The sequence below is a fragment of the Ferrimonas sediminum genome, from assembly GCF_900100175.1.
Classification (GTDB): domain Bacteria; phylum Pseudomonadota; class Gammaproteobacteria; order Enterobacterales; family Shewanellaceae; genus Ferrimonas; species Ferrimonas sediminum.
On sequence record NZ_FNEM01000004.1, the window covers coordinates 70,451 to 82,494 of the forward strand.

At 55.6% G+C, this 12,044-nt stretch carries 10 protein-coding genes; 2 read left to right on the plus strand and 8 right to left on the minus strand.

Annotated features, from left to right (window positions below; translation table 11 throughout):
• The first annotated feature begins 84 nt into the window (after positions 1 to 84).
• Positions 85 to 2,436 carry a PilZ domain-containing protein gene (locus BLT77_RS06350; protein ID WP_176819211.1) on the plus strand — a complete coding sequence of 784 codons (2,352 nt, stop codon included), beginning with the start codon at positions 85 to 87 and terminating at the stop codon, positions 2,434 to 2,436.
• Here BLT77_RS06350 and BLT77_RS06355 read toward each other — a convergent pair.
• The gene (locus BLT77_RS06355; RefSeq protein ID WP_090363661.1) at positions 2,378 to 3,322 is read right to left on the minus strand and encodes an alpha/beta fold hydrolase; all 945 of its coding nucleotides are present in this window, start codon (positions 3,320 to 3,322) and stop codon (positions 2,378 to 2,380) included. The two genes, BLT77_RS06350 and BLT77_RS06355, sit on opposite strands and share 59 nt — an antisense overlap.
• A 56-nt stretch (positions 3,323 to 3,378) precedes the next feature.
• Complete coding sequence (gene serB, locus BLT77_RS06360) at positions 3,379 to 4,248, minus strand: phosphoserine phosphatase SerB (protein WP_090363663.1); 870 nt, start codon at positions 4,246 to 4,248, stop codon at positions 3,379 to 3,381.
• A gap of 166 nt (positions 4,249 to 4,414) precedes the next feature.
• On the opposite strand from serB, the gene BLT77_RS06365 reads away from it, so the two are divergent.
• Positions 4,415 to 4,999 carry an AhpA/YtjB family protein gene (locus BLT77_RS06365; RefSeq protein ID WP_176819212.1) on the plus strand — a complete coding sequence of 195 codons (585 nt, stop codon included), beginning with the start codon at positions 4,415 to 4,417 and terminating at the stop codon, positions 4,997 to 4,999.
• Between the two features lie 12 nt (positions 5,000 to 5,011).
• On the opposite strand, the gene deoD is transcribed toward BLT77_RS06365, so the two are convergent.
• The 6 genes from deoD to BLT77_RS06395 form a co-directional block, all read right to left on the minus strand.
• The gene (deoD, locus tag BLT77_RS06370) at positions 5,012 to 5,716 is read right to left on the minus strand and encodes a purine-nucleoside phosphorylase (RefSeq protein ID WP_090363669.1); all 705 of its coding nucleotides are present in this window, start codon (positions 5,714 to 5,716) and stop codon (positions 5,012 to 5,014) included.
• Between the two features lie 28 nt (positions 5,717 to 5,744).
• Positions 5,745 to 6,962, minus strand: coding sequence for a phosphopentomutase (locus BLT77_RS06375; RefSeq protein WP_090363672.1), 1,218 nt, complete (start codon positions 6,960 to 6,962; stop codon positions 5,745 to 5,747).
• Positions 6,963 to 6,975: 13 nt separating this feature from the next.
• On the minus strand, positions 6,976 to 8,298 hold the full coding sequence (deoA, locus tag BLT77_RS06380) for a thymidine phosphorylase (RefSeq protein ID WP_090363675.1): 1,323 nt from the start codon (positions 8,296 to 8,298) through the stop codon (positions 6,976 to 6,978).
• Positions 8,299 to 8,464: 166 nt separating this feature from the next.
• Positions 8,465 to 9,235 (minus strand): deoxyribose-phosphate aldolase, encoded by a 771-nt coding sequence (gene deoC / locus BLT77_RS06385; protein WP_090363678.1) that lies wholly within the window; start codon positions 9,233 to 9,235, stop codon positions 8,465 to 8,467.
• Positions 9,236 to 9,659: 424 nt separating this feature from the next.
• Positions 9,660 to 10,520: a nucleoside-specific channel-forming Tsx family protein gene (locus tag BLT77_RS06390; protein ID WP_218126912.1), complete on the minus strand. Its 861-nt coding sequence runs from the start codon at positions 10,518 to 10,520 to the stop codon at positions 9,660 to 9,662.
• 626 nt (positions 10,521 to 11,146) lie between these two features.
• Positions 11,147 to 11,956 carry an outer membrane protein OmpK gene (locus tag BLT77_RS06395; RefSeq protein WP_090363684.1) on the minus strand — a complete coding sequence of 270 codons (810 nt, stop codon included), beginning with the start codon at positions 11,954 to 11,956 and terminating at the stop codon, positions 11,147 to 11,149.
• Positions 11,957 to 12,044 lie beyond the last annotated feature (88 nt).

The window sequence follows — 12,044 nt, forward strand, 5'->3', positions numbered from 1 at the left end:
AACCAGCCGCTTATGCATCGGATTATATACGGCAACCGCCTGAGGAGTTACACTCTAGCGATCAGAAGGTTGAATTTTGTCCCCATGGAAGACCATAACGATCTTATAAATCAGCTCGTTCCATTACTGCAAGACGCCAGTTTTGACAGCCTGCTGGATCAAGCGACGTCCCACCTCAGCAGCTCAGATCGCTTTCTTGTCCGCATGGAGCTGCGGCGGTTGAATCAGGATTGTCTGCGCAAAATTGATCTGAGCGGCCACTCAGGCCCGGAGACCCGGGAGGTGGAGATCTGCGGTGTCAGCCACCGCTTGAGTGAAGAAGCGGAGCAGTTTCTGCAGCAGCAGATTGAGCTGTATGAAGGGCGTTATACCGTCGGGGCTTATGAGGCCCTGCTGGATTCCCTCAAACCCGACAGCGGCAACCAGGATTCCCACGAATCCCAGAGCGACCAGCCGACCCGCCCTCCCCGCGTGGATCTTCTGCCCATGGGACACTACATTCGTCGCAGGGAAACCCGTCACACCTTCTCGTCGCCCATTACCTTGTGGCAACCCAACGGGGCGCCGATGTCCGGCCGCACCCAGGATCTGTCCATTCGCGGTGCCAAAATCAAAACCCTGCGTCCCTGGGTGCTGGATCCGGCCCAGCCGGTGATTGTCAGCTTCACCGAAATCGCCAGTGAGTTTACCGTGCCCGAACTGAAGCACGGCGTCAGCTACCGGGTGATCGACACCCAGCCGGGCGAGGACCATACCCAGATACGACTGAGACGGGTGGACAACACCCCCAATCTGGATCAGACCTTTGAGCGAATTCTCAGCGTCAGCCGATTGCGAACCCGGCCCGAACTCAACCATCTGCTGTCTACGGCCAAAAGTCGCGGCTATGAACGCCAGTACCTGCCGAGGCTGGCCTCTGTTCCAATTGCAATGTCACTGAAAAATGGCAAATTACAACCCTCCATGGCGCTGCAAACCGAGTCTAACCGCAGTCACCTGAACTACTGGCTGGATGAACGCGGTCACAGCCAGCTGTGTTCAGCCCTGACCGAGGAGCGCCTGGCCAGACAACTGAAGCATCCTGGCGAACTGGCCCACCAACTGCTGTTCAGCTTTGTGCACCACCATGACAACCACAAGCTGTTCTTCTCCGCCACCCTGTTTGAGCTGGAACGCCAGCAGATGAGCGCCTGCTTCTTCAAACACGCCAGCCGGAAAACCGGATTCCGGGTGCATCGCGTTAACCTGCACACCATCAGTGAACGGGATAAAGAGTGGGCCAGTCACTCGCCGGTCAATGGCCGCCCCAGCGACGCTCTGGTGCGCCAACAGATCAACGGCATGTCATTGCTGGTGCACCTGAGCAGCCTGGCTCCCGAGGAAAACAGCGGCTTTGCCGACTACGACTCAGACTGCCACATCAACCAGTTGCGCCAGTTTGGCCAGAAACGGGTGTCGAACATGGATCCCCGGCCACTGCCCTGCCAGCAGCAGGAGCTGCGACGGGAGCCGCGCTTCTCCCTGCAAACCCGGGTGCTGGTCACCCACAAGCGGGACGAGATGGTGGCACTGTCGGTGGATGTTTCGCCCAGGGGACTCAGACTGGATGTTGAACAGGCGGTACACCTGCCGCTGCATGAGACCCTCAAACTGGAGTTTCCCGAGCTTCAGCCTCTGGCGGGCAAGCTGAAACTGAAACAGCTGCCCTATGAACTGGTACGAAGCCAGAAAGACGGCAAGACCCTGCACCTTAAAGCGGTGGAGGACGAACCTCACTCAGGCGTGGTGTTCCTGTCTCATCTTCTGGGCCAGAACCGCGAAAAGATGGTGCAGGTTGGCAGTCAGATTCAACATCGCCAGCTGTTGGAAGGGGTCAAGAATCTGGTGCTGAAGCGACTGTACTCACTGCCATTTTTCATTCATAAATGCCAAAGTAAGCTGCATGCCAACCTGGCCGGTAACAGTTTATTGCCCAGCACCACCCTACAATCGCTGATCGATCTCCATGGCCTCAACCTCGACGCCATTCTCAACAATGAGGTGGTCCACAAACAGTATGACCAGATGGCCCGCAGCCGCAACGAGGCGCCGGCCTGGCTATCGACTCTGATACTGCACTGGCCGCCGGAGAGAGAGTTACGCCAGGCATGGACCCTGTCAGAGATTGGTCACCCAGATCAGGTTCGGCTGAAGCTGGCCCAGTTGCATGGTGACGGTCACCTTAAGGTCGTCAGCCTGCAGCTGAATCGGGCACAAAAGCCCGACCTGGATTACCTGCAGGCCGAACTGGCCGCCATCAGCACCCACGCCCTGCACCGGGCCAAAGAGCTGGAAGAGATGTTATGGCAGATCGCGGTCATCGGTGAGCTCCGGGACATCACCCCCGAGTTTCTGCTGCAATATCGCCTGCCCATCGAGGCTGCTGTAGCCAGCTAAGGACATTTGGGAACAGTTCGGCGGCCGCATCCCGGTGGGTCAGCAATCCTGCATGGTCGTAGTCTCGGCGAAAGCCCTGACTACGGCCAATCACCTGGTACTGGGCCCGCCCTTCCAGGCCACACTCCAGCATCAGGTCGTGCACGTCTCTGGGGTTACCCAGGGCCCGATCACCGGCACCGGCCACAAACCAGGTAACCGGCCAGCATCCCTGCTCCACCAGTGACCGGGCTGCTTCACCATAATCAAAGCCATCACGTTCATCCAGCCAGTGACGGTGACTGATCCAGGGCAGAGAATCCAGCAGGAACCGGGTTGACTGGTCGTCCATTCCCACCCTAAGTCTTTGCAGCGGCAGATAGCCCAATTTCTCCCCCAGCCAGGGAAACAGTCGTTTCCAGGCCAGCTCGATCTTCAGCAACCGCTCCGAACTCCAGCTGCGTACGGTTCGCTTGGAAGCAAACAGCGACAGGGTTTGTACCTGGCTGAGCATTTTCGGATAGCGTGCCAGAGTGGCGATCATCAATACCCCGCCCCAGGAGTGCCCTATCCAGTGAACCGCACCGCCGTGGCGCTGGCATAGGCGCTGCTGAACCAGAGGCAGTTGCTCGCTGATGATCTCATACTGACCGTGGCTCTCTTTATGCGCCAGCGGCGGATGAGACTGGCCGTGGCCATAACAATCCAGCACGTACACCAGATAGCCCTGATCCGCCAGGTAACACCCCAGCCCCTTGCCCCTGTCGCTGTAAAACACCCTGCCGTTACTCATGGCACCGTGCACCATCAATACCACACCTTTGTGAACCTGATGGGGGGTAAGCACCTTAAGGTGCAGGCGGCCACTGCGATAGTCCAGATAGTCTGATCCCTGACTGTGTTGCATTACTCTCTACTGCTTATTGACTGCTGATGGCACTGATTAGACCAGAAAAACGTGAACTAGATCAACATTGCCAGCACCGCATCCAACCCCAATTGGCTCAGGTTGGCATCGGCGCGGGCCGCCACCGCCGGCTTAGCCCTAAACCCCACTCCAAGGCGGGCGGTTTCCATCATCGGCAGATCATTCGCACCATCCCCCAGCGCCACCCACTGATTCGGTTCGATGCCATACTGCCGCCCCACCTGCTGCAATATCCGGGCTTTGGTCTGAGCATCGACGACGGTGCCGGTAACCTCTCCGGTCAGGCGACCGCCTTGCTCCTGCAGGTCGTTGGCCTGGAAATAATCCAGCTTCAACTGTGCCGCCAGCACCGATGCGATGCGATTAAACCCTCCGGAGGCCAGCGCTACCCGCCACCCCGCCTGCTGCAGGTGAGCCACCAATTTAGTAAGGCCTGGATTCAGCGGCAGATCGGCAGCGATATCATCCAGTACTGTCGCCGGAATTCCCGCCAATTTAGCCACCCTCTGGCGCAAACTCTGCTCGAAACCCAGCTCGCCGCGCATGGCCGCTTCGGTGACGGCACTGACCTCATCATAGACACCACCGGCACGGGCAATCTCATCAATGCATTCGATGTCGATGGCGGTGGAGTCCATGTCCATCAACAGCAAGCCTGGCCGGGCCAGTACCGGACCGTCGGTCGCCAAACACAACAGCTCTCCCTGCTCCACCTCAGGCAGGTCCTTCAACGGCTGCTGCAGCGGCCAGCGTGCAACCTGATACCCCGCCACCTCACTGCGCCAGGCCTGATCCAGCGACACCCCTTGAGGCAGAGGGCTGGTTTCCAGTGTGGCGACACTGCGACAGATCAACAACAACTGCCAGGGGTGGCTGACGGGCGTGTAGGAGTGCGGGCTGCTCATGGGACTTCCTTTAACATCGTTTTTCAGGGAGATAGCCTTGTTGGCTGTTATTTTTCAACCAGAGTGGTTAGGATCACAGAAGGATGAGCCGGTCGCAAGGACAACCATGGCGGGAACGAATACCCACATAAAAATCAGTAATAAACGTTTGGTTGGCTGGCGGGTAATGCAACTCATACTGGCCGTCACCCTGCTGGTGGTGACCCTCAACCTGTGGCGACATCATCAGCTTCAGGGCCAACAACTGTTGAATCTACAGGCTGGTGAGCTGGCTACCCAGCTGGTGCAGTACGCCGCCATCGGCGCCGCCCCGGCACTGGCCAAAGAGGGCGATGAACAGCTGGACTGGCTAGTGCAGCAACTGATTAAAGATCCCCGGATTCTGTCCGCCAGTATCTTCAGTGACGAAGGCCAGCGACTGGCGCAGGCCCAGAGCCTGTTTCCGGAGTCCCAGTTGCCGGAAGCAAAGCAACTGGAGGCCGCACTCAAACGTTACACCCCCTTTGTCGCCACCATCGAGCAGCCCGAAGGCACCCTGGGGTTCATTCGTATTCGGGTCAATACTCAACTGTTCTTCCTGGACAACCGCCGCCAGGATCGGGAACAGCAACGCCAGCAACCGCTGATGCTGCTGATGGCCGGACTGGTGGGCTTTCTGCTGGCCAAGTCGTTATCGGCCAAGCGCGCTGCCATGACCAGAATCACCAGGCAACAAAAAGGCGGCCCCAAAGGGCCGCCTCTATCTCGGTAAACTCCGGCTGATTTACAGCAGAGAGTCCAGAGTCATCACGATCATGTCGTTGAAGGTGTTCTGACGCTCTTCTGAGGTAGTCGCTTCACCGGTACGGATGTGATCGGATACGGTGACAACACACAGAGCGTTGGCGCCGAACTCGGCCGCCACGCCGTACAGGCCTGCCGCTTCCATCTCTACGCCCAGAACGTTCATCTTTTCCATCACGTCGAACATCTCTGGATCCGGCGTGTAGAACAGATCCGCAGAGTAAACATTACCGATCTTAACCGGAATGTTGGCCGCTTCAGCAGACTTCACTACGTTGGCCAGCAGGCCGTAGTCGGCGATGGCTGCGAAATCGTAGCCTTTGAAACGAGTGCGGTTTACGCCGGAATCGGTGCAAGCACCCATGCCGATGATCACATCACGTACTTTAACGTCGGTGCTAACGGCACCGCAGCTGCCTACGCGGATGATGTTCTTCACACCGTACTCGGTGATCAGCTCTTTGGCGTAGATGGAGCAGGATGGGATGCCCATGCCGGAACCCATAACGGACACTTTTTTGCCCTTGTAGGTACCGGTGAAACCCAGCATGTTACGTACGTCAGTGACCTGCTCGACATTTTCCAGGAAGGTTTCGGCGATGTACTTAGCGCGCAGAGGATCCCCTGGGAACAGTACGGTTTCGGCGAAAGCGCCGGCTGGTGCATTAATGTGCGGAGTTGCCATTATTATTGACCCCTTGTTATTTCATCAGTTAATTCAGGAAAGACTTACCGTAGTCCATCGGTTCCAGCCCAAGATAGCTGGCAATGGACTGGCCGATATCGGCAAACGATTCACGATGGCCCAGAGAGCCGGGCTTCACTGGCTTACCAAACGCCAGCACTGGCACGTGCTCGCGAGTGTGGTCGGTACCGGTCCAGGTTGGATCGCAACCGTGATCGGCGGTTACCAGTACCACGTCTTCGTCACCAAGTTTTTCAATCAGTTCTGGCAGGCGCTTATCGAAGTACTCCAGGGCATTGGCGTAACCGTTAACGTCACGACGATGACCGTAAGAGGAATCGAAATCCACGAAATTGGTGAACACGATGGTGTTATCACCGGCTTCGTCTACCTGCTCGAGGGTGCGATCCCAAAGCGCTTCCAGGCCAGTGCCCTTCACTTTTTTGGTGATACCGCAGTTGGCGTAGATGTCGGCAATCTTGCCCACGGACACCACCTGGCCACCGGCCGCCTTGTGCTTGTCCAGCACGGTCGGCGCTGGTGGCTCAATGGCGTAATCGGCACGGTTACCTGTACGGGCAAAATCAGCGGCGCCAGCACCAACAAATGGGCGGGCGATAACCCGACCAATGGTATAGGGCTCCAGCTCCTCGCGGGCGATTTTACACAGCTCGTACAGACGCTCAAGACCAAAGGTCTCTTCGTGGCAGGCAATTTGGAACACGCTGTCAGCGGAGGTGTAGAAGATCGGCATACCGGTACGCATGTGCTCTTCACCAAGCTGTTCAAGAATGGCGGTACCGGAAGCATGACAATTACCCAGGAAACCGTCCAGACCGGCACGTTCCAGGATCTTATCAGTCAGCTCTTTCGGAAAGCTGTCCTGTTTGTCGTGGAAATAGCCCCACTCATACAGAACCGGCACACCGGCCATCTCCCAGTGACCACTGGGAGTGTCTTTTCCCGATGACAGTTCGGAACAGTAACCGTAAGCACCGGTCACTGTTGCATCCAGGTTCATGCCAGCCGGCACTTCACCCGTGCTCTCCTTGGCGGCGTGCACCAGGCCCCAGTTAGCCAGGTTTGGCAATGCCAGCGCACCGGAACGGCCCACTTCGGCCTTGCCCTCGGCACACTCTTTGGCGATGTGGCCAAAGGTGTCGGCACCGACGTCGCCGAACTTATCGGCGTCCCCTGCGGCACCAATGCCGAAGGAGTCCATCATCAGGATAAATACGCGTTTCATCTACTTTTTCTCCTTAGCTGCCGCGAATGGTCTCGTACACATCCGGCGTGGCCTCGAAGGCCTCACCCAGAGTAACGGACTGACGCAGGGCAGCCTCAGCTTCCTGGAACTGAGCGTCATCCTGAGCATGAACCATGGCGATAGGCGTACTGCTATCGAGGGTTTGACCCAAAGAGATGATGTTGCTCAGACCCACGGCATAATCAATACCATCGGTTGGCAGGCGGCGACCGCCACCCAGACCCACTACGGCCAGACCCATGGCCCGAGCATCCATCGCGGTAACAATGCCACTGTGTTCAGCATAGACGGGACGAATGATCTGTGCCTGAGGCAAATAGGTGTCCATCTTGGTCATGAAGTCTGTCGGACCACCCAGGCCCGCCACCATCTTACCAAAGATCTCAGCCGCCTTACCGCTGTCCAGCGCCTGCTGCAGCTTGGCGCGGGCATCGGTGGTATCGGTGGCCAGTTTGCCCTGGACCAGCAGCTCAGCCGAGAGCGCCATGGTCACTTCGTGCAAACGGGGGTTACGATATTCACCGGTGAGGTAGCGCACCGCTTCGCGAACTTCAACCGCATTACCGGCACTGCTGGCCAGGGTTTGGTTCATGTCGGTCAGCAGCGCGGAGGTGGCTACGCCGGCGCCGTTAGAGACTTCAACGATGCTCTTGGCGAGCTCCTTGGAAGCCTCGTAGGTCGGCATAAAGGCACCACTGCCTACCTTCACATCCATCACCAGCGCATCCAGGCCACAGGCCAGCTTCTTGGAAAGAATTGACGCGGTAATGGCGGCGATGGATTCCACAGTGGCGGTCACGTCACGAATGGAGTAGAAGCGCTTGTCGGCGGGGGCCAGATCACCGGTCTGACCGATGATGGCTACGCCGGCTTCTTTCACGACCTTGCCGAAGACCTCGTTGGTTGGAGTGATGTTGTAGCCAGGAATGGACTCCAGCTTATCCAGAGTACCGCCGGTGTGGCCCAGGCCACGACCAGAAATCATTGGAACATAACCGCCACAGGCTGCGATCATGGGGCCAAGCATCAGCGAGACCACGTCACCCACACCACCGGTGGAGTGTTTGTCGATAACCGGACCATCGAAGTTATGGCCGTCCCAATTCAGGACCATACCGGAATCGCGCATCGCCTTGGTCAGCGCAATGCGCTCATCCATCGGCATGTCTTTGAAGTAGATTGCCATGGCAAACGCCGCAATCTGACCTTCACTGATGCTGTTGTCGGTAATCCCCTGGACGAAAAAACGGATCTCCTGCTCGCTGAGCGGCTCGCCGTTACGTTTCTTACGGATAATCTCTTGAGGTAGAAACATCCTTTGCCTCCGGTGCATGTCGATGCCCCGGGGGCATCGACATCATCTTATTTTTGAAATGGATTCGAATCGGTTGTGTCGTAAACTTACTAAAGCTGACTCAATACTAGACAAGCTTTTTGCAAGTTCCGGCGATCCGGATCACAAATATCAACGCAGATGTAGATTAGTAACCTTTAGAATCGGCAGGTGCGTCGGCCAGTTCCAAGGTGTGCAGCAGGCTGTTCAGCAAGCTGGAAGCACCGAAGCGGAAGGTACGGGCAGAGGTCCAGTCGTCACCCAGGATGCTGGCAGCCAGATCCAGGTACTCACCGGCTTGCTCGGCGTTACGAACACCACCAGCTGGCTTGAAGCCGATCTTGGTGTTCTTCTCTTTGATGACGGTCATCATGATGCGAGCGGCTTCCAGAGTCGCGTTCACAGGCACTTTACCGGTAGAGGTCTTGATGAAATCGGCGCCAGCATCGATGGAGATCTCTGATGCCTTGCGGATCAGGGATTCCTCTTCCAGTACGCCAGTCTCGATGATCACTTTCAGCAGCACATCGCCACAGGCCTCTTTACAGGCTTTAACCAGATCGAAACCGACCTGCTCGTTGCCAGCCATCAGGGCGCGGTAAGGGAATACCACGTCCACTTCATCGGCACCATAGGCCACTGCCGCTTTGGTTTCGGCCACAGCAATGTCGATGTCGTCGTTACCGTGAGGGAAATTGGTTACCGTGGCAATCTGCACGCCTTCGGCACCGATTTCACGCAGGGTCTTACGGGCAATGGGGATGAAGCGGGGGTAGATGCAGATGGCAGCGGTATTGCCAGCCGCGGTCTTGGCGTTGTGACACAGGTCGATCACTTTCTGATCGGTGTCATCATCGTTCAAGGTGGTCAGGTCCATCAGTTGAAGTGCACGTTGTGCAATCGCTTTAATATCACTCATGGTGAGTCTCCCAGATCTAAATTTAACTAAAAGCAGTATAGAAAAAGATTGGTCACTCGCACGTGGCTAAAGATGATCATAAAACCTATTAATGGCAGGCAGAGATACATGAGGTATCTTAGCGCAGGAGGTTACCGCTCACATGCCGTGACGCGGACTTGGTTCCCTGAAGAATCGAAAGAGCGACCGTGGTCGACCCTTGGGCGAAAAATCCATTTTCCCGCAGTAACAAATTCAACAACGGCAGCATCATGGCAGCAGTGGCTGCAGATTACAACCGCCTTCGGCAGGAAATGTTGATTTATTACTAACAAAATCGTGACTGAACACCAACGCTAACATCAGTATGGATGATAACGTCGAAATTCAGACAAAAAAAAGCCCCGAGTCCTAAGACTCAAGGCTTTCTCGCTTACAGGAAGGTTTAGATCTTGTAAGTGATAGAGAAGTAGTGCGCCCAACCGGTAGTGTCGCCAGCCAGACCGCCATCTTTCAGGCCGTATACGTCTTTGAAGCCTTTCAGGCCGTAGCCAGCTGCAAAGCGATCGGAGTGCCAGTACAGACCGAAGAAGGCAGCGCCACCCTTGTCAGTTTTCAGGGCTGCGAAGGAATCGTCAACACCCCACTGGTAATCTACGTAACCCTGGAAGGAAACGAAGCTGCCGTTCTCCAGGAAGTAGAAAGGCTTGAACCAGTTCATGGAGAACTGATAGCCGTCCCAGTCTTTGGCGTTGATGTCGTACAGGCTGTACAGGTTCATGCCGGTTTTGCCCAGCCAAGGAACCATTACGTCAGCACCGATACCCCAGAAGGAGTTGTTTACGTCGCCGCCCTTATCGAAGCCATTTTCATCAACGTAGCCAGTACCCTGACCTACATCCATCATACCGCCGCCCCAGTTAAACAGGGTGGAGAAGTAAACTTCTTGGATTGGGCCGTAGGACATGTCGATGCCGGTGATGGCGTCCAGAGAGAAGCGAGGCGCAAACTTCATGAACATCTTGCTGGCGCCAGCGTTCATGTCTTGCTCGCTGTCGTTGCTCAGGTTGAATACGTCAACGTAACCGTACAGATCCAGGAAACCAGAACGGCCGCCAAATTCCATCTCCAGGTAGTCGTGACCTGTGTGGGAATCATCAGCTTGAGGCAGCTGGTTCACAGCGTACATCAGGTTAAACTGCATCCACTTGTAGTCGTTCTTGTGGATATCGCCGTCAGAGTAATCGGCAGCGAAAGCGTTCAGTGAAAGGGCAGCCAGAGCCGCACCAGCCAATACTTTTTTCATCATCAACCCCTGTATTAATACAGATTATTAAATATTGTTTTCCAACATCCTTGGAACAGGGCGCATTTTATCCAACACACCCACAGGCACAATCACTTGCTACACGTTTCCGGTTAAAAGAAAGTAGAAATGTCAAAAAGCGTGATCCAGCTAACACTTCAACGGCAACTCAATAGACTTTTTGACATACTGTCGTAACGAACCCCCGCATTTCATCAAATTTCCAGTTTAGTTGTAAAATTACATAATGAATTGTGATTAGGTTACTTATTGAGCCATTTATGATCAGAGGTCACTAAATCCCCGATCAAAATGAAAGCAATAAACAGACGAAGATAATTCGGAAGAAAAACCAAGTTTCCAATAGAGTCGAAGATAAGTTGAAATTTAGATACCGATTTGTGGCTATTTTTTAGTCTCGGCCACCGCCCCCAACAAGCAACTGGGCGCGTTATTCGAGGCAGTGATGCCACCCAACCAGAAAACGCTCCCTCTCAAAACCCGGCAACAGCTCCGACCACCAACGCCGTTTAGCGCCGGGGCAGTAGTAAAATGTCTACAAATCATCCGCCGGAACCGGCCATAAAAAATGCCCGCAAGCAGGCATTTTTATCGGGCGACTCGCCTCAGAAATTGTATCTGAGACTGTAGATAATGGCGTCGTGGTAAGCGGCGGTTCCGAGCTTGTTATCGGCGTAGCGATACTGCAGGCCACCGGTCAGGTTGTTGGGCAGGTGCCACCACAATGCCACGGCCCCGTTCCAACCTACCGAAGCCAGTTGGTACTGGGTGCCGTTGCTGCGAAACTGGTCATCGCGTGCAAACTCCGTTTCATGCCAGTTGGTCACCGAAAACTTCTGCTCGCCGATGGCAAAATCATAGCCCAGCACCCAACCGAGCATGCCGCCGTTCCACCCCGAGCCAGCAAACGACTGCTGTTCGTAGTGGCCACCGATGAACGGCTTAAACCATAGGCCAAAGTCGGTAAACACATCGTAGCTGACCCCCAGCACCAGGTTCTGGTCAAAGAAGCCGCTGGAGGACTCGGTAAAGCTATAGAGGTGCCCGTAGGCATTCCAGTTGCTGCTGCCCAGATTGTAGGCCAGGGTACCCTTGGCGGCGATACGGAAGCCATCGGTGGCAAAAGCCTCATCCGAGAACTGGCCATCATTGGAGTTGGTGGGATTTTCGAAGTCAATAAAGCCATAGACGTCGCCCCAGTCAAACCCGGCACCGCCCTCCAGCTCGATGTAAAAGAAGTCCTCTTTTGCACCGCCCCGACCACCAATATCGGGGTTGGTGCGATCCTCTGCCTTTTTGGTCCAATCCAGATAGTTAATGGACAGGTCCATAAAGCCATAAAACTGCTCCGCCGCCACCGGCAGCGTCATCAGTCCCGCTGACAACAGCGTCATTGCTACTGTAACTTTCATCATCCACTCCTAGTTCCTTAGAGTATTTACCAGTTATCCCTGGTTCCGATGATGCCCAGCCAAAACAGCTAAGCCGACTTCAAAAAGTCGG

Excerpts from the sequence above, each read along its gene's own strand:
- deoC (WP_090363678.1), bottom strand. The coding sequence starts at position 9,235 with ATGAGTGATATTAAAGCGATTGCACAACGTGCACTTCAACTGATGGAC.
- deoA (WP_090363675.1), bottom strand. The coding sequence starts at position 8,298 with ATGTTTCTACCTCAAGAGATTATCCGTAAGAAACGTAACGGCGAGCCG.
- BLT77_RS06375 (WP_090363672.1), bottom strand. The coding sequence starts at position 6,962 with ATGAAACGCGTATTTATCCTGATGATGGACTCCTTCGGCATTGGTGCC.
- serB (WP_090363663.1), bottom strand. The coding sequence starts at position 4,248 with ATGAGCAGCCCGCACTCCTACACGCCCGTCAGCCACCCCTGGCAGTTG.
- BLT77_RS06355 (WP_090363661.1), bottom strand. The coding sequence starts at position 3,322 with ATGCAACACAGTCAGGGATCAGACTATCTGGACTATCGCAGTGGCCGC.
- BLT77_RS06390 (WP_218126912.1), bottom strand. The coding sequence starts at position 10,520 with ATGAAAAAAGTATTGGCTGGTGCGGCTCTGGCTGCCCTTTCACTGAAC.
- deoD (WP_090363669.1), bottom strand. The coding sequence starts at position 5,716 with ATGGCAACTCCGCACATTAATGCACCAGCCGGCGCTTTCGCCGAAACC.
- BLT77_RS06395 (WP_090363684.1), bottom strand. The coding sequence starts at position 11,956 with ATGATGAAAGTTACAGTAGCAATGACGCTGTTGTCAGCGGGACTGATG.
- BLT77_RS06365 (WP_176819212.1), top strand. The coding sequence starts at position 4,415 with ATGCAACTCATACTGGCCGTCACCCTGCTGGTGGTGACCCTCAACCTG.
- BLT77_RS06350 (WP_176819211.1), top strand. The coding sequence starts at position 85 with ATGGAAGACCATAACGATCTTATAAATCAGCTCGTTCCATTACTGCAA.